Source organism: Prevotella ihumii (assembly GCF_900155655.1).
Lineage (GTDB): Bacteria > Bacteroidota > Bacteroidia > Bacteroidales > Bacteroidaceae > Prevotella > Prevotella ihumii.
Window position 1 is genome coordinate 190,478 of sequence record NZ_LT706987.1, and the last position, 17,500, is coordinate 207,977.

Genomic DNA, 17,500 nt, shown 5'->3' on the forward strand with positions numbered 1-17,500 from the left:
GATAATTTAATGGTTCATACTATGCTGTTGTCTTTATCCGCTGTCTGATAAGCCTTCGGTTGGCATTGACAAGGTTCACGATTTGGTCGTGGTACTCCGTATTCTTATTGCACACTCCACGACTTTGCACCACCTCAAATGATTTCAGTGATACCTCTATTGTTTCTATCCGCTTGCCCTCAATGGTTGCCGATAGGATTAGTGAGTCCTCTTTAAGATAGTATTCGTTGGAGAATACGCAATGGTGCATGGTCGCTCCCTCCTCCAAATGTTCCTGCACGCTCTCCAATACGTGGACTTGGATTGTGCCGTCCGTGAAATGGATACCGAAGAATTTGGATTTGAGTTCCTTGAAACGTTTTTCGGCTTCCATTGCCTTCTTTTGCTTCTGTTCTATCTCCTCCCTTTCCCTTTGTCTATTGAGTTCCTCCTGTCTGCGGTCGTGTTCGGCTTTGAGGTTGGTGGGACAAAGAAACTTCGGGCTGTGTATGTCCTTGTTCAATCTGCGGAGCATATCCACATAGTCGCACCAAAGGGAAATATCCGTTATATCGTAGCCGTTACGGACTGCAATCTTATAGGACTGCCAATACTCGTCAAACGCTCTTCTTTTGCCAAGGAAATAGCGTAGGTGGTCTGTACGTCCCGACTTCATCAATGTTTCGGCACGGCTGTCAGAAAGCAATGCAGGAATGAGTGTTGTCGGGGGTATTTCGTGAAAATCATCCTTGAAACCATTTCTGCGGAGTGTGTCTGATACCTTGAACTTCGGATATATCTGCGAATAGGCTGCATATCGGTAGGCTTCGTTGTCGTTGCGGATTGCCATAGGTGCGCAATAGGAGAATGTATCAACGTATCTACCCAATACTCTCTGAACGGCAACAATCGTCTTTCGTCCTTGTGCGTTCCACCAATACTGACCGATTTCAAGCACATAGTGTCCTGCCTTGCAACCTTTCTCCATTTCAGCCACGAGGAGGAACATCCGCAACACTTGGTATTCTCCGCAAGCGGTAAGTGTTGTGAAATAGTGCTTCTGCTGCAATTTCCTTTGGAATGTTTCCTTGACCTGCAACTTTGCCCTGCAATGAGGGCAAGTGCAAGTTTCTCTATGTTTGTTCATTATCCAACTATGCCCACAATCCATACAAGTGGTGCGACCTTTTGGCAAGCGGTAGGCTAAGTGGTCTATGCACTCACGGAATGCCCACTTACTTTGTGTCTTGGTTATCGGGCATAGGTGCTTGCTTTGTTCAAAAACTGCCTTTTCAAATTTGTTTCTTGGTTTCATAGACTTAAAAATCGAATAGTGATGGTTGTACTTGGGTTGCTATGTTCTCGGTCTTTTTAACTCGTGCGTTACGGCTCTGTATCTTGGCAAGTTCCTCACGCTGATATTGCTTAATGGCTTCCTGCCTTGCTTCGGCTTTTTCTTCCTCTGTGAGTTCTACAATGTGATTAACGGCTACTTGGCAGGAAACAGCCTTGCCGACTTCTATATCGTCCTCATCATAGTAGTGAACAGCCATAGAGAAGATTTCATCATCATCAAAGCCGTTGCAACCGCTTTTCTGCACTTCATTAAGAATGTAGGTGATGCACTCCTCGATATTCTTGTTCGGTTTCATCAAGTTAGGGGCAAACAAGGGGTCTGTCATAGCACGCTGATTAAGATACTCGGCTATTGTCCGTGTGAAATGTTCTGTTCCTTTCATTGTCGTATATGTTTTGATGTTGTTAATACTTGGAAATTTCTACTATTTGATTGATACGCCCATATAGGTAGGCTCTTAGGCTTGTTCTGTCGGGTGCGTAATACTCTGTCCATTGTCCGTACTGATTGACAAGGTATTTCTTCAGTACATCAAAGAAGTTAAAGCGATAGCCTTGTAGGGGAACGGCTGTACGGAAATAGGTGTTTGAGTTTACCGCCTCACATAGCCAATTCTTTTCCTCACGGCTCATACACTCGCCACTATTGAGTTTCACACGCAGGAGATATACTTTGCTGTTACAAAGGCTCTCCAAAGGGGGAATGTCCCATTGTACAAACTTAATTGCCAACACTTGCTCACTTTTTTCAGCCACAGGGTTAATGCGGTAATGAGAGGAGGAGCTATATCCTTTTCTGTTCATCGAAGATGTTGTATTTACTTTTTGCTTATCCATAGCGACATTTTTTTTTATGCGTCCAAAGATCGGAGTATGCTGATTCCTTTTTGTAGCAAAATCAAGGTAGCGGGGCGGGCTTGCACAAGGTTTTGTCGGAAAATACTACCCGTAGGTGTGGAGATTTTCCAGACAAACCAAGCGGCACAGACCTTTTGAAAGCCACAAGCCCCATACTACCTTTGCGGATAAAAAGGGAACAGCATCCGTCTTCTTCATTTCGCATATTGTGGAGCATTGGAAAGGAAGCGAAAGTGCAACGCCCATAGTGGGAAATAGAAAAGGTGGCTATCTCGAAATGTGAGATAACCACCTGATGAACGATAAATGAAAGTGTTTACAGATTCATCGTCGTGCTTCTCAAAGCACGCAAAGCAGGATGGCACAGACAATCGCCAGCCAGAAGAGAATGCTCAGCAACGTAAATGCCACTTTCAGAATTACCCTGACTATAAAGCGTAGTATCAGAAAACCTGCAATAACTGACACGACAGTTACGACCTGTGGCGTTACTATCTTCGAGATAAGCCAAATGGCACCGATAACGATGGAAAGCAGGAAGCCTAGTTCGATGAAGCGTGTCCAACCGAAGCGGCGGACTTGCTTGGGAGAAGTCGGCTGCTGCTTGTTCTTATCGGTTTTGTTCGATGCGTCTGCCTTGATGAAGGCAGGTGTGTGAACGATTTCGTTAAGCCGTGAGGACAATGGAAGCTCGCTTCTATTGTCTCGGCGAGAAATCGCACTTTTAAGAACGTCTTGATTCATGATGATTGTATTCATAATCGGAGCTTTTAATAGTTTCAAGAGCACCGGCAAGATGCTCTAACGACCCAAAGACAAGTGTTTGTAAAACTCTTGGCGTGTGGAGTGGAGCGTTTATCTTGGCTCTTGACACTACAAAAGCTCCAGATGGTGCTACATCAAGTCATGTTCTCACCGCCTATCGTTGGCAGACCATTGACCTCAATGAGCAGAACGATTGTTCCTGTCAATTCGGTGTAGAGTTTCTCATACTCTGGTGTTGCGCCAAAGTCGTCTGTCAGTTCATACTTGTCGAAAACGCTTTGCACAGCCTTATTCTTCAGAAGCATTGGTGTTAGTCTTTCGGGGAGCGGAGAGGGCAGTTCCTTCTCAAACTCATTCTCCAAGACAGATACAAGTGTGTCATACTTGGAAAAATGAAGTCCTCGATGCAAGACTTCACTTGCCATACTCTCCGCTTCGGGATGCGAGAAGCCTTGTGCCACTGCATCGCAGTAGGTGGAAAGTGCTTCATCGGATCTTGCCGTTATGAATGGTTTGTCACCCAGCAGTTCTGGAAAATGCTCACTCAAATAGTTCTCCAACTTCAGACGGAAGTAAGATAGTTCTTTCTTTGTTTCCATAAATCTTTTATTTTAGGGTTATACATTTCATTATATTATCAGATGCCCATCGCCTTATTGAACTTGCCGAGTTTGTCAGCGAGCTGTTCCATGTCATGCTCCACTTTCTTGTTGGTTATGCGGGCATAAAGTTGTGTAGTTTTAATGTTGGTATGCCCCAACATCTTCGATACACTTTCCATAGGAACACCCTTGCTTAGCGACATGGTTGCAAACGTATGTCGGGCAAGATGGAAGGTCAGATTCTTCTTGATGCCACAAATGTCGGCAATTTCTTTCAAATATGCGTTGGTTTTCTGATTCGTTAGGATGGGAAATAGTTTGCCGTCCCGATAGGTCTTATGACTGTACTTGGCAATGATACTCTTGGGTATGTCAAGAAGTAACACATTTGTTTCCACGCTTGTTTTCTGCCTTTTGGTCATAATCCACTGCTTGTCATCGAGCGTTACGATGTTGTCTGGTGTAAGGTTGGATACGTCGATATATGCCAGACCTGTGAAGCATGAAAATATGAAAACATCCCTTACTAACTCCAAGCGTTGAATAGCAATTTCCTTGTTGGCTATCTTCATAATCTCCTCATCCGTGAGAAAACCTCGATTGACAGGCTCCAAGTGAAAACGATGATTGAGGAATGGGTCGTGAAGAAGATAGCCACGCTTTTGCGCATAGATGGTCACGGTTTTCAGTGCCTTCAATTTCTTGACTGATGTGTTATAGGCACACCCAGCCGCCGTACTCAGGTACAGTTCAAAGTCCTGTACTATAGATGGCGTGAACTCTGCCAGTCCAATATCTTTCTTCCCATACTTATAGATAAGGAATTCTGCGAAATGCCTTCTTAAAACGCTGTACTTTTGCAGGCTGTCCTTGCTGATGGTATGTCCGACACGCTGTCTGACATCTTCGTTGAACTTGTCGAATATCGGGAGAAAGGTCGTGTACTCCCTGTCTTTCCCGACAAAGAATGAGCGGATTTTATCCAATGACAAGGATTCATCATCCTCGAATTTGTGGTAAATGTTATTCAGCATTGTGGAAATGGAGTCCAATGCGGCATTAGCGGATAAGGCTTCTGCCGTCCGACCTTTGAGCCTGCTGGTAGTGTTATTCCACAGTGACTTGTCCACGAATATTTTCGTAGATCCGAAATTAGCCATCTCTCCGTTAAGGAATACTCGGAGCATTACAGGCGACTTTCCTTCTTTGTTCTCATAGTTTGAGCGTAGGTAGAAGGATACCTTGAAATTTGTTCTCATAATGCATCATTCTTTTGTGTAGCACTCGGCTGCAAAGTTAATACTTAATACGTTGAAAAAGAAAGAGTTGATGCCGTCAATATGGTATTCAGAATACCGTCACTGCTACATTTTTTGCTACTGCAATTTTTGTGTAGCAGTTTATGTAGCAGAAATTGACCGAATGATGATTGTCATAACATAGGGTTATGCCGTCAGGCGATAGAGGTATATACAAAGAAAAATCGTTGTAAAACCTTGATTTTACAACGATTAGCAAATTTTTGAAGGCTAAATTGACAACCCTTGTGAAGTCCTTTTGAAGCCTATTAGCGGAGAGAGAGGGAAACGGACTTCTATGCAAAATAATTAGTCGACCCTCAAAAAGGCGACATCGCATTTTTCATATAGCCCTGCGGGAAGAATTGGTGTTGAAAATTTAAGTTCAGCCTCCCACAGCACCACATCATCACTCTTTCAATTAGGCACAAAAGAAGCCTCATGGCTCTTTTGAAGTTAAATGCGGCAGCTGCAAGCATGACATTGATGGAGTCTCCGAAGAGACCCTTGTAGAAGTTCCTCCCCAACCGGTGGTCTGCCTTGCAGTGGCCAATGACAGGCTCTATTCCTGCCCGCTTGCGGAAGAGTTTGTGCTTTTTGTTCTTGGCGTACCGTGAGTCTGTTTTCTTGGGCGTGTCCGGAATTATGATTTGTGTCTGCCCGCTCATACTTTGTCCTCGGTATCCCCTGTCGCAGGCAAGTGTTTTTATTTTCCTGTCATACAGCCGCCTAACCTGCTCCATTGCCTTGTCTATCGTATGGCCGTCATACTCATTGCGGAATGACAGCGCACCGATGATGAGTCCGTCCCATAGTCTGACGATGGAGACCTTGTTGCCGAACTCGTACTTCTTGCCCTCTTTTCCCTTGCTGATACAAAGCACGTCTGGCTCGTGAAGCGAGTAGATCTTATGGCCGTCCAACCGCTCGCCGTTGACAAGCCTCATGCAGATGTCAATCCGCTCCTGGTAGGCATTTCTATCGGGCAGCAGGCGAAGCAGCTCCCTGAGCAACCTGCCCGCAATGGTGCGCATCCGCTTGTCGGCCTTCCTGACTTTGGCCTTGCTGTTCTTCCTACCCCTGAAACGCTGAACGAGCTTCAGTTCCTTTATCTCCTTGGCATAGCTCTGGCGGACCTTGAGGTTTTCCTTCTCCGCCACGCTGTGGCAAAAGGCTATCACCTTGTTCAGGAGTTTCGAGTCCGTAGGGAAGGTCACGTTCTTCTCCTGCACCGTCGTGTCGATGAATGCGGTATGCTCCGCATCGGGCTTGCGTCCACGTCCATCCTTGCCGTCTTTCCCCTGCGTCTCCTCTTTTCTGTGATCACCGATTAAAAGATTGATGCGGATGCTTTCCTTGAGTATCAGCTCCATGCCAGATTCACCGATGCGATGGCGGAACTCGACAAGCTCGGTGGGAACGCAGGGAGCGTCGGTGCGGAATGCCTCCATCCCGCAAAAATACTGGAAGTAGGCGTTCTCCGAGAACTGCTCCACAACGCTCTCGTCTGAAACGTCACGAAGGTGTTTCAAGATCAGCAGACCGACCATCAGACGGATGGGCTTGGCCATACGGCCAGTGTCCTTGCTGTAAAGAGGAGCAAAAGACTGCTCAAACAGATTCCAATCAATCAGATTGGCTAACTTGTACAGGGAATTCTTGGGAGAGAGCATTGTCTCAAGATCCCAGAATAATGATGCCTGACGGACTTTGGATGGAGATTTATACATCGTTGAATTGCAAGATTTTACTATACAAAGATACAAAACTTTGTAGAAATATGCAAGTTTGAGAACGATTATTTTATTGATAACCAGATAGTTAAATACTTTTCAAGGGGAGACTAATTAAAGAATTATATCAAATAATATCAAAAATCATTGAACAACAAAAAGTTACTGATATGATTTGATATGATACTTTATTTCTTGATAGTAATAGTTCGAATACTTTTTGAAAAAGTGAGGGGCAAAAAGTAGGGCAACTTTGGGGCAAAATAAAGGGGGTTCAAAAATACCAATAAAAAACAGTTCTTCGCCAACAAAGTATTTTTATTTTACAAATGGGAAATATTGGGGCAAAAAGTGGGGCAAAACTGTATATTTGATTAACTTTGAAATAAAGATTATCAAATATGATTATAAAAAGAACTATAAAATTTTCAATACGTAATTATAGAAACGATGGTTACAGGATTCGTATGCGTGTATCATATGATGGGAATCGACTAGATTTCCAGACAGGGCTTGTAATTCAAAAAGAGAATTGGGACGATAGGCAACAGCGTATAATGTCCCTAAATAGCAATACAACTGTGACTAACGAGTTTAATGAACATTTGTCCCAGATGAGAGCATGTATGGTTGCTGTTTTTCGTGAATTTGAGTTACGACAGGTCATACCATCGCCTAAAGAATTGCGTAATGCCTTTCATGTTAAGACCAATCCACAGCCTCTAACCACGGAAGAATCATTTAAAAAAGATAGTACTATAAATGTGCACCAAGTGGACATTAATAAACCTAAAAAGAAGAAAAACGATTTTTGGAAGTGTTTTGATGAGTTTGTGAAAGTTAATGGCAAACTCAATGATTGGACTCCAGCGACCTATGAAAAATTTGCAGCTTTACGTAACCATTTACAAGACTTTAATAAAAAATTGAACTTTGAAGATTTTAATGAAGACGGTATCGCTGACTTCATAAACTATATGGGAAAGAAAGGTATGAAGAATAGCACGATTAATAAACAGCTTGGATTCTTACGTTGGTATCTTCGTTGGTGTTATGAGAAAGACTATCATACTAATCACACTTTTGAACACTTCAAGCCTAAATTGAAGAGTGCAAGTAAGCGTGTCATATTCTTAACACAAGAGGAATTGGAGAAAGTAGAAAACCTTAAAATCCCAGAGAAATATACATCACTTGAAGCAGTGCGTGATGTATTTCTATTCTGCTGTTATACAGGATTAAGATATTCTGATGTCAATAATCTGACATGGGAAGACATTCACAATAGAAAGATTGAAATTGTTACTGTAAAAACAGCAGATAGAATAATCATAGAGATAAATAGTAAATCACAAGCTATCTTAGACAAGTATTCTGATATTCATTTCCCTGATAAAAAAGTACTGCCTATTATAAGTAATCAGAAGATGAATAAGAGGCTTCATACATTATGCAAATTAGCAGGAATAGATGAACCTATAAAAAGCACCCATTATGAAGGTAACAAGCGAATAGATGAGGTAAAGCCTAAATATGAACTTGTAGGAACTCACTGCGGTCGTCGTACATTTATATGTACAGCTCTTGCAAAAGGAATCCCTCCCAGTGTTGTTATGAAGTGGACTGGACATAGTGATTACAAAGCTATGAAACCTTATATTGATATAGCTGATGAAGTGAAGTCTTCTTATATGAAACAATTTGATGAGTAAAAAGTAAGGGACATGAAATAGATTTTATTATCTTTGTATCGTCGTTTCGAAACACTTTAATACCTTAATTCCGCAGTATTTTTTCTTGTGAGAAAACTTTATATGTTGAGATGTCTTTTTGGGGCTCTATATGTTGATATGAGGTACTTCGGTGTTTTTTGGTCTTTTCTAAGCATAAAATCCCCCACCCAAACCAATGGGGAAGTATGAAAAGCCACAAAGAAATGATGTTTATTCAATGAAGACCTCAGCGTAGTAGGTTTTATTTGTATATAGGTTCAGAACGTTCTGCCTTCCAGTGCGCACCCATTTTGCTGGTACGCTGACAAAATGGAGGATAAAGGCTTTCAGCCTGCTTGTCTTTTTCAATGGCTTGACCTTATCGCTGATATGACGGACGAGATAGAGATAGAAGTTCTTCAGCATGGCGGTAACCATCATGAAAACCATGTTCTCAGCCATAAAGGAAAAGGGCAGATGTGACCATCCGAAGTCATTGTTCTGTATGTCGAAGTTCTTTTCGCTTGCTCCACGCTCATTATAAAATGTAATGATGTCTTTCTCGGTAGACATCCAGTTATTGGTGAGGATACAGCGGTATGTGTATATTACTCCGAACATATCCGTCTGTTGCTTGCCATCCTTGTCTTTCAAAGGACTACGCTGTACGACAAGCCTGTATGACTTTCCTTCTATTAAGTTGTCTATGCTGACGGAGGTGACATCGCATCTCTCATAATCAACCTCAACACTCTTCCATTCTTTCAGCTGGCGGAAGTCCTCGTGTCGGCTGCCGCAGTTGGCAGCACGTATATAGAACGTGTTGCAGCGCTGCTCTACGGTTTGGATAATTTCCTTTGAGAACGATCCGCAATCAGCACGGAAACGCTCTATTACCACACCAAGTTCTGAGGTTACACGGTCCATAATGCGACGGAGCGTGTCTTCTTGATGGAATCTCACATTGGTGTTTCCGTCACGATTCTCACCTCCGACTATGATTCCCCCAATGGAAGCCCAACCAGGGAAATAGCCAAAATCCTGCTTGTAAGAATACTTTGCATCGAACTTGTGGGCTGGAATAAACTGGTGATCAAAGTCTAAGTCAACATGACTGCCCACCTTTATAAGCCCCATTCTTCGTATCATCCGTAATAGTAAGGTATTCAACTTTTCTGCTGTGTTGAAACTATACGACTTGTTGGAGGTCTTGCTCTTATAGACAATATTTTTCTCGGTAAGCTCCTTTAGTCCGCGCCCCACAGTGTCGGCACCAGGTAACAGCGTATTAGGTCTCTGCTTGAACTGCCCAATAAGCGCATTGATGTCCTCAAGGCATTCTCCACCACAAAGGTAACTGAAGAAGAGAGAGCCAAAAATACTTCCATAACAGAATGCTTTGCCGCTACTTCCACGTTTGCCCAATACAGATTCGGTAAGTTTTTCAAAGTCCAACTTTGAGAAAACGTCCATAATATGATAAATTCCACCGAAAGAAGTGATATTCTCGTTTTTAATTGCTACCTTTGCCATATTAGTTTTTTGCTTACTTGTTATGTTTACAGCACCAAGATAGGTGAAATTTCTGACATATCCAAGTGTTTTGAGAACTTTGTTTCTCAGTCACTTGGAGTTCTTACAAGAATTTATGCTGCGGAATTAAGGTAATACAATTATTGGTTTATCAGACAGTAGTCTCTCCAATATTCTTTAATACATTTATCAAGGCGACAGAGATTTGGCTTTTTGCCAGGTATTATTAATTTATGTATTAAAGTGAAGAATATGGAATTAACACAAAGTTTGTTAGAAACCCCACTGGCACAATTGTCAGTGAAGGATTTTGTCGCACTGATGGACTCGTACAAAAACGGTGGTAATGCTACATCAGAGCATCTGTTTAACGAAGAAACATGGCTGTCAGGATATAAGGCGTTGGCCAAATACCTGAATTGCAGTGTCCCCACTGTCTGCCGCCTTGTAAAGAGCGGTAAGATTGACCCTGCCATAAGAAAAGTGGGGGCAACCTATTGGTTTGACAAAAGCATGATACGCAATTTGATGAAAGTCGGAACTGCATCTGATGCAAATGAGTAGAAAGGCTAAGAAAGATACAAAAATCATGGTATGGACAGAATCTTAAAACGAAGGGCAAATCTCCTGTATGTTTTGAGGAGGAAGAACGTGCGCTGCTTGACCAAGGAACGTATGATTTTCTTTCCCTATGGAGAGGACCCCTATGCTGTCAGACAAATTGCCTGCTTATGCAATGAGTATCACTTCCATGTACAATTAATACTTCAATAAGATGGATAAATTATTATTAAATGGTGTGGGCACTCTTGGAAGTGTAGTTAGCACATATACAGTAGGATTGATTACATTGATCATTATAGGTGTATCATTACTGATTATCCTATATCGTATTCTAAAATGGATAATTAGAGTCGATGGGAAAATGTCAGTATTAAGAGAAGTTGTACAAACTTACAAACAACTACAAGAATACGCAGAGGGTAATGATAAAAACTCTTTTAGATCTATAGATGATTCTTCTGAAATCATAGAAGTCAAAGATGCCACAATAGTAGTAAAGAATAAAAAAGACACTACCACCACAAGTAAATTAGGTTACCATTCAGCTGCAGTAAATACTGCTGACAATTCAATAGCTGAATATGAAGGACTTTCTTGTGTTATTTCAAATACTGGAGAAAGATCTTTAGCAATAGCAGCTGATAAAAGTTCAAATTGTATTGTTTCATGTACAGGATTTAAATCAGTATCAGAAAGTAAAGGTTATTTCTCTATTGCAGCAAATGTTGGAGATTATTCTGTTGCAACAAGCTCTGGACGATATTCAGCTGCAATAAATATTGCAGGGTACTCAATAGCAGTGAGTACTGGAGATTATTCTGTAGCTGTTGCTACTTCTGAAAAATCTTTTGCAAAGGTAGAAGGTAAAGATTCTATTGCGATTGTCTGTGGAACAAATGGAAAGGCAAGTGGTAGGTTGGGCTGTTGGCTTATTCTCACTGAAAGAGGAGAATGGAATGGTAAAGAATATACTTTAAAGGATGTTAAGTCAATAAAGGTAGATGGAAAAAAAATAAAGGAAGACACTTGGTATAAATTAGAAAATGGAGAAATAATAGAAGAAGGATCATCAGAAGATAAAATAGATCCTTAAAAGAAGAGGAAAGTTGTTTATAAAAGAAATAATAACATGAATGTGAGAATAGACATAGCAGTATTATTATTCATACTTCTTACTTATGCTTTGGGGTTAGATGTTGAAAATGTACAATTAGAACTGTTATTTTTCATAGCTTGCCACGTTGCAATAATATCACATAAGAAAAAGTAGAAAAAATATGATAAATATCCCAATCCTTGATACCTGTTGCGGAGGTAAGATGTTTTACTTCGATAAGCATGATAAAAGGGTTCTGTTTCAAGACATAAGAAAGATGAAGACAACATTATGTGACGGAAGGCACTTCGAGGTCAATCCCGATGTTCAGGCAGACTTCACCGATATGCCATACCCTGACAACAGCTTCCGCATGGTTGTTTTTGACCCTCCACACTTACTAAGAAGTATTGAGAACTGTAAGACATACGATATATATAATGGACCAAGTCCAAAGAACAAGGCAACAGGCTATCAAATGATAAAGTATGGTGCTCTTGGCAATGCAGACTGGAAAGAAGTCTTGCGAAAAGGCTTTGCAGAATGTTTTCGAGTATTAATGTCTGGAGGATTCTTAATATTCAAATGGAATGAAACAGACATCAAGGTATCAGAAATATTGAAACTTACCTCGGAGACGCCTATTTTCGGTCATCTATCGGGTAAACGTTCCAATACTCATTGGATTTGTTTCATGAAAGAAGATTGCAATAAATAAAAATAGTAAATCATGAACAGAGAAATAATATTTAGAGGAAAGTCCATTGCCAAAGGTAAATGGCTGTATGGAAATATACAAATTCCCAAAGCTCCATATGATGAATATTTCATGTGGGACAACGGGTGGCAAACACAGGTAGATGCAAATACCATCGGACAATATACTGGCTTGAAAGATAAGGTCGGTAAGAAAATCTTTGAGGGGGATATTGTGGAATTTACAAATTTGGATTTACCAAATATGGTTATTCGGTTTGACAACGGTTCGTTTATGCTTTGTGAGGACAAAAACAGTACTTATGAAGAGTTAAGAATGAATTATGCAGTAGAGGTGGTGGGTAACATTTATGAACACCCCGAACTAATCAAATAGCATTTAAATTATGAAAGCAAAACTTAGAAAGACAGGTAAGGTGGTAGAGCTAAGGCAATACTACTGTGATGGTACGGCAATGGATATTAACGGGAAGTTGTATCATCAAGGTGATATATCTGAATTGTTTGAAGACACCAATTCTAAAGGATTAGAATACGAGTTTGAGCAATTAGGTAGGACTAAGAAATGCAAATTCATATCGCAGCATGTAGATTTGGCTTCTCCTGAAGCTATTGCCAAGTATGTAAAAGGGTATCTTTTTGACGTACTTAAAGATGTTGGTGATGATGAGTATATCGCCACATATCTTCGGAATAAAGGTTACAAGGTAGAGGGTAATATAGAATAGCAAATGGAAAACATCAAATTACTCTATATAGACTTGTTCTGCGGAGCCGGTGGAACTTCCACCGGTGTTGAACATGCAAAGTTAGATGGAACAAAGTGTGCGAGGGTGGTCGCCTGTGTCAACCATGATGTGAATGCAATCGCATCGCATCAGGCAAACCATCCTGACACATTACACTTCACCGAGGATATTCGCACACTTGACCTTACTGGTCTTACAGCCCATTTGAATCGAATGAGAATGAAATATCCGTCGGCTTTAGTTGTCCTATGGGCTTCACTTGAATGCACCAACTTCAGCAAGGCCAAAGGTGGTCAACCACGCGATGCAGACAGCCGGACGCTTGCAGAGCACCTTTTCCGTTATATTGAGCAGCTGGATCCTGACTATATACAGATTGAGAATGTGGAAGAGTTCATGAGCTGGGGAGACATGGATGATAAAGGACACCCTATCTCAAAGTTAAAAGGATGCAGCTATGTTCGTTGGACAAATAAGGTCATCTCCTACGGCTATCATTATGATTGGCGTTTGCTGAATGCCGCCGATTTTGGCGCATATACCTCACGCAAGAGGTTTTTCGGTCAATTTGCGAAGAAAGGCCTTCCCATATCTTTTCCTGTTCCAACATTCTCGAAGAATGGTGACAGTGGCATGTTTCATGCCTACAAGAAATGGAAGCCTGTTCGTGAAGTGCTTGATATGAATGATGCCGGGCAAAGCATCTTTGACAGGAAGAAGTCTCTATGCGAGAAAACCTTGGAGCGAATTTACGCAGGGCTAATCAAATTCGTTGCCGGTGGAAAGGAAACCTTTCTTGTTAAGTATAATTCAATGAACCAGACAGGAAAATACGCAGCTCATGGAATTGACGAGCCTTGCCCAACTGTCGCTTGCCAAAACCGTCTGGGGATTGCCAATGTCAGCTTCATGTCCAAGGCTTTCAGTGGAGATCCGTATTCCAAGAACCAATCGATAGACATTCCTGCCGGAACTGTCACCACTAAGGATCACCATTTCTTTGTTACTGCTTACTATGGCAATGGAGGGAACCATTCTGTCGAATCGCCATGTCCTACGCTTACCACAAAAGACAGGCAGGGATTGGTTTCAAGTCGTTTTTTGGCAAATGAATACTCCGCTGGTGGTCAACTTTCCAGCATTGACGCACCTTGCCCTGCAGTATTGACAACACCGAAGCAAAAAGTAGTTGACTGCTTCTTGATGAACCCACAGTTCAACTCTGCAGGTGGAGATATCAATAAGCCGTGCTTCACTTTGATTGCTCGGATGGATAAGATGCCCCCTTACCTTATCTCCACAGAAAAAGGTATCGGTATAAGGATTTTTGAAACGGACAGTGAAATGACTTGCAAGATAAAGGAGTTCATGGCCATGTACGGAATCATAGACATCAAGATGCGCATGTTGAATATAAATGAGCTGAAACGCATCATGGGTTTCCCTGACAATTATATCCTTGTAGGGACACAGGCCGAACAGAAGAAGTATATCGGCAATGCCGTTGAGGTCAACATGAGCAGGGTACTCTGCGAGTCGCTTTGCGCAGCTCTTATTTCCAAGGCAATAGCAATATAGAATCAACAAAAAGAAATATGAACAGAGAAATAATTTTGATAATCTGGAACTTTTAAAATAAAAACTATGAACACCTATTGCATAAATTGTGATTATAGGAACCGTTGTGAAGAAACACATATACAACAATGTAAATTGAAAGACAATGAGAAAGTTGTATGTATCAATGGTAAATGGATAACACAGCGTAATTGGTTATAATCGTGTAATGAAAGAAGAGCGTGACAAATTCAAGATATAAACAAACAGACTCCGAAGAATGCCAGTCGCAACGAGGCAAAATATTCTATTACTTTGCCACTTGCATGTTGCTGCTGTTAATGGTTGATAAACCATATAGTACCTCTGCAAAGGGGCTGCATTTGTTTCTGCGAAAATGTAAGCGAGTATGTAAACTCCTTTTAGTCCAGGTACTTTGCGGAGTTTTCAAATGCGTAGATAAATTTTATAAAACAAAGTAATATGGCCAACAAGAATTTTACAAATCAATTGTGCCAATATGCACAATCCAAACAGGACTCTGAATATCCGCAAATACAAGGCTTTACGAATGGTTACAAACAAGCAGTCTTGGATCTCAAAGCTATCCTGCAAGAGCAAGATGGCAAAGGGTACAAATCCTTTAAAGACCATTTGTGGAAAAAGGTCAACGGAGACTTAGCGACAATCGCGGCAGTAAAGAACTATGAGGATATTCAAGGTATTCTTAATAATAAACCAAAAATGTTTCATGTCAGGTTTGTATATGATCCAACTGGCACCCACCAAATATTCTTTGATAAAGATATGCCTTTTATTCCAGTAGTAGGTCAAAAATTCTATTGGAAAGATTGGAACGATTTAGATTCCCCTTTTTATATAGAAGAAGTGCATTTGGCTTTCAAGGATGATGGGCAACGCAACTTTGATGGAATTTGGTGCTGGTGTACTGATTAGTCAGTTGTAAAATATGGCGCAAAAACTTGCAGGTTTCATATATTATACCTATATTTGCAGTAACTTATATATTAGTTATTAAGTGATATTATTTAATATAACAACCAATATTATAGTTATTATAAATGTATATATTTGAACCTATATCCACAGAGGACATCTTAAGGAGTCTATCAAGAAATTGCCGGCTACGTCGATTAGAGAAGAACCTGTCGCAGAAATCTCTATCTGAGACAAGTGGTGTTCCATTGTCTACAATACAGAGATTTGAGCATATAGGTGAAATTTCGCTTGCCAGCTTCGTGAAGATAGTCCGTGTACTTGGTTATGCTGAGGATATGATGGAATTAATAGGAAAACCAAAGTATTCAAGTCTTGATGAAATGGTTAGGATTAACAAAAACAGGAACAGAAAGAGAGGAACAGATGAGAAGATTTGAAACATTAAAAGTCATGTATCATGATCGACTGGTTGGACAACTTACCATGGGAATCAATGATACTTGTCTTTTCCAATACTGCAACGAATGGTTACACACTGGTTTTTCAATATCCCCATTGAAATTACCTTTAAAAGGGGACTTATTTGAAGCCCCTTATCTACCGTTCCATGGTAACTTCGGTGTCTTTGAAGATTGTATGCCTGGAGGATATGGAGAGTATGTACTACAAAAAGAACTGAATAAGGAAGGCATAAACTATCAATCTCTCACCCCTTTACAGAAACTAAGTATTGTCGGCTCATCTGGTATGGGAGCTTTATGCTATATTCCTGATAATAAGATAACGATTCCAAGCAAGTTTAAAGATCTTGATAAAATACAGCAAGCTGCATTGGATATACTATCAGGGAAAACCGATAAGAATGCAGGAAGATTGTATGTGGATAGCGGTAACTCTGGTGGTGTCCGTCCTAAAATACTGCTACAAGAGAACGGGTCTCATTGGATTGTGAAATTCCGGCATATAAATGATCCAATAGAATCAGGTAAGATAGAATACATGTACAGTCATGCAGCAAAGGAAGCTGGTATTATTGTTCCTCGTTTTAAGCTTTTCAATGACCGATACTTCGGAGTGGAACGTTTCGACCTTTCTCCCGATGGTGAGCGTATACACATGGTCACAGCCAGTGGACTTCTTGATGAGGATATAAATCCTCCCAAAATGGATTACAAAACTCTTTTGGCATTGACAGGCTACATTACGCAAGATCATATTGAAGTGGAACAACAGTTTCGTAGAATGGTGTTCAACTATTATGCTGAAAATTTTGACGATCATGCAAGAAATTTCTCTTTCCTTTATGTAGATGGAAAGTGGAAGCTCTCACCAGCTTACGATATGACTCATGATAGTCCTTTAGGACAGCATGCAACAAGCGTTGGGTATAAAGCAAAGCCGACAGAAAAGGACTTCATTGAGGCTGGTTCATCTGTACAAATGTCTCATAAACTTTGCTCTGATATAATAGATGAGGTAAAGCCAATAGGTCAGTTACTTCTTGCAAAGCTTAAAGAAAACGATTACAGTATTGTGGAAGGAACTGCGCAACAGACAAAAGAAGACCTTAATACTGGCAGAGTTGGCTTTAAAAGATAGTAGAAATTACAATCATCATCAAGCCATAAACAATTATAATATGCCTTGATGATGTTATAATAATATGACAGTATAATAGAATAAGCATAAAAACAAAACATATACTTTCCAAATAAGCATAAAGTTTGCCAAACAAGAAATTTAATTTTATGTAAAACAAAAAATGATGTCTTTTTTCTTGGTAAGCATCCAATATTAGCCGACTTTCACACCAACAAATAACGTAAGCATCCAATATTAGCCGCCTTTCACACCAACAAATAACCCTTATATGTCTGGCAGCATATAAGGGTTATTTGTTATTTGAAGTTTGAAGGTAGCATTTTCGTGAGTTCCTCCTCCGTCATGTCGAGCAGGGGCTTTGAAAGGATTTCCTTCATCCATTTGTATGGCTCTATGTCTGCCTCCCTGCAACACGCCAT

The 17,500-nt window shown here is 40.7% G+C and carries 18 protein-coding genes; 10 read left to right on the forward strand and 8 right to left on the reverse strand.

Going from position 1 to position 17,500, the window contains the following annotated elements; genetic code table 11:
• Positions 1 to 19: 19 nt before the first annotated feature.
• The 7 genes from CZ367_RS00910 to CZ367_RS00950 all read right to left on the reverse strand — a co-directional run bounded on the left by CZ367_RS00910 (position 20) and on the right by CZ367_RS00950 (position 6,588).
• A complete protein-coding gene (locus CZ367_RS00910; RefSeq protein WP_004348171.1) occupies positions 20 to 1,294 on the reverse strand; it encodes a PcfJ domain-containing protein in 1,275 nt (424 codons plus the stop codon).
• A gap of 4 nt (positions 1,295 to 1,298) precedes the next feature.
• Positions 1,299 to 1,718: a PcfK-like family protein gene (locus CZ367_RS00915; protein WP_004348170.1), complete on the reverse strand. Its 420-nt coding sequence runs from the start codon at positions 1,716 to 1,718 to the stop codon at positions 1,299 to 1,301.
• 22 nt (positions 1,719 to 1,740) lie between these two features.
• Positions 1,741 to 2,172, reverse strand: a complete 432-nt coding sequence (locus CZ367_RS00920) for a hypothetical protein (RefSeq protein WP_004348168.1) — start codon at positions 2,170 to 2,172, stop codon at positions 1,741 to 1,743.
• 360 nt (positions 2,173 to 2,532) lie between these two features.
• Positions 2,533 to 2,952, reverse strand: a complete 420-nt coding sequence (locus CZ367_RS00930; RefSeq protein WP_004348165.1) for a hypothetical protein — start codon at positions 2,950 to 2,952, stop codon at positions 2,533 to 2,535.
• Between the two features lie 140 nt (positions 2,953 to 3,092).
• A complete protein-coding gene (locus CZ367_RS00935) occupies positions 3,093 to 3,557 on the reverse strand; it encodes a DUF1896 domain-containing protein (RefSeq protein ID WP_004348163.1) in 465 nt (154 codons plus the stop codon).
• Positions 3,558 to 3,595: 38 nt separating this feature from the next.
• The gene (locus CZ367_RS00940) at positions 3,596 to 4,819 is read right to left on the reverse strand and encodes a site-specific integrase (RefSeq protein WP_004348162.1); all 1,224 of its coding nucleotides are present in this window, start codon (positions 4,817 to 4,819) and stop codon (positions 3,596 to 3,598) included.
• A gap of 359 nt (positions 4,820 to 5,178) precedes the next feature.
• Positions 5,179 to 6,588 carry an IS5 family transposase gene (locus CZ367_RS00950; RefSeq protein ID WP_077195330.1) on the reverse strand — a complete coding sequence of 470 codons (1,410 nt, stop codon included), beginning with the start codon at positions 6,586 to 6,588 and terminating at the stop codon, positions 5,179 to 5,181.
• Positions 6,589 to 6,992: 404 nt separating this feature from the next.
• Between CZ367_RS00950 and CZ367_RS00955 the strand changes: the two genes are divergently transcribed.
• Positions 6,993 to 8,303: a site-specific integrase gene (locus CZ367_RS00955; RefSeq protein WP_077195331.1), complete on the forward strand. Its 1,311-nt coding sequence runs from the start codon at positions 6,993 to 6,995 to the stop codon at positions 8,301 to 8,303.
• 231 nt (positions 8,304 to 8,534) lie between these two features.
• Here the strand turns inward: CZ367_RS00955 and CZ367_RS00960 are convergent, their stop codons facing one another.
• On the reverse strand, positions 8,535 to 9,836 hold the full coding sequence (locus CZ367_RS00960) for an IS1380 family transposase (RefSeq protein WP_077195332.1): 1,302 nt from the start codon (positions 9,834 to 9,836) through the stop codon (positions 8,535 to 8,537).
• A 252-nt stretch (positions 9,837 to 10,088) separates the two neighbouring features.
• Here CZ367_RS00960 and CZ367_RS00970 point away from each other — a divergent pair, with 252 nt between their 5' ends.
• The 9 genes from CZ367_RS00970 (at position 10,089) to CZ367_RS01015 (ending at position 17,078) form a co-directional block, all read left to right on the forward strand.
• Positions 10,089 to 10,400: a DUF3853 family protein gene (locus CZ367_RS00970; RefSeq protein ID WP_077197317.1), complete on the forward strand. Its 312-nt coding sequence runs from the start codon at positions 10,089 to 10,091 to the stop codon at positions 10,398 to 10,400.
• 211 nt (positions 10,401 to 10,611) lie between these two features.
• Positions 10,612 to 11,493, forward strand: a complete 882-nt coding sequence (locus CZ367_RS00980; protein ID WP_077195334.1) for a hypothetical protein — start codon at positions 10,612 to 10,614, stop codon at positions 11,491 to 11,493.
• Positions 11,494 to 11,677: 184 nt separating this feature from the next.
• A complete protein-coding gene (locus CZ367_RS00985) occupies positions 11,678 to 12,214 on the forward strand; it encodes an SAM-dependent methyltransferase (protein WP_084793459.1) in 537 nt (178 codons plus the stop codon).
• A gap of 12 nt (positions 12,215 to 12,226) precedes the next feature.
• Positions 12,227 to 12,589: a YopX family protein gene (locus CZ367_RS00990; protein ID WP_077195335.1), complete on the forward strand. Its 363-nt coding sequence runs from the start codon at positions 12,227 to 12,229 to the stop codon at positions 12,587 to 12,589.
• A gap of 10 nt (positions 12,590 to 12,599) precedes the next feature.
• Positions 12,600 to 12,941, forward strand: a complete 342-nt coding sequence (locus tag CZ367_RS00995; protein ID WP_237581451.1) for a hypothetical protein — start codon at positions 12,600 to 12,602, stop codon at positions 12,939 to 12,941.
• A 3-nt stretch (positions 12,942 to 12,944) separates the two neighbouring features.
• Entirely contained in the window at positions 12,945 to 14,540 is a 1,596-nt protein-coding gene (locus tag CZ367_RS01000) for a DNA cytosine methyltransferase (RefSeq protein ID WP_077195336.1), read from the forward strand.
• Between the two features lie 462 nt (positions 14,541 to 15,002).
• Positions 15,003 to 15,476, forward strand: a complete 474-nt coding sequence (locus CZ367_RS01005; RefSeq protein WP_077195337.1) for a hypothetical protein — start codon at positions 15,003 to 15,005, stop codon at positions 15,474 to 15,476.
• A gap of 125 nt (positions 15,477 to 15,601) precedes the next feature.
• The gene (locus CZ367_RS01010) at positions 15,602 to 15,916 is read left to right on the forward strand and encodes a helix-turn-helix domain-containing protein (protein ID WP_077195338.1); all 315 of its coding nucleotides are present in this window, start codon (positions 15,602 to 15,604) and stop codon (positions 15,914 to 15,916) included.
• Complete coding sequence (locus CZ367_RS01015; protein WP_077195339.1) at positions 15,903 to 17,078, forward strand: type II toxin-antitoxin system HipA family toxin; 1,176 nt, start codon at positions 15,903 to 15,905, stop codon at positions 17,076 to 17,078. The genes CZ367_RS01010 and CZ367_RS01015 overlap by 14 nt, the downstream gene beginning before the upstream one ends.
• The last annotated feature ends 422 nt before the right edge of the window (positions 17,079 to 17,500 follow it).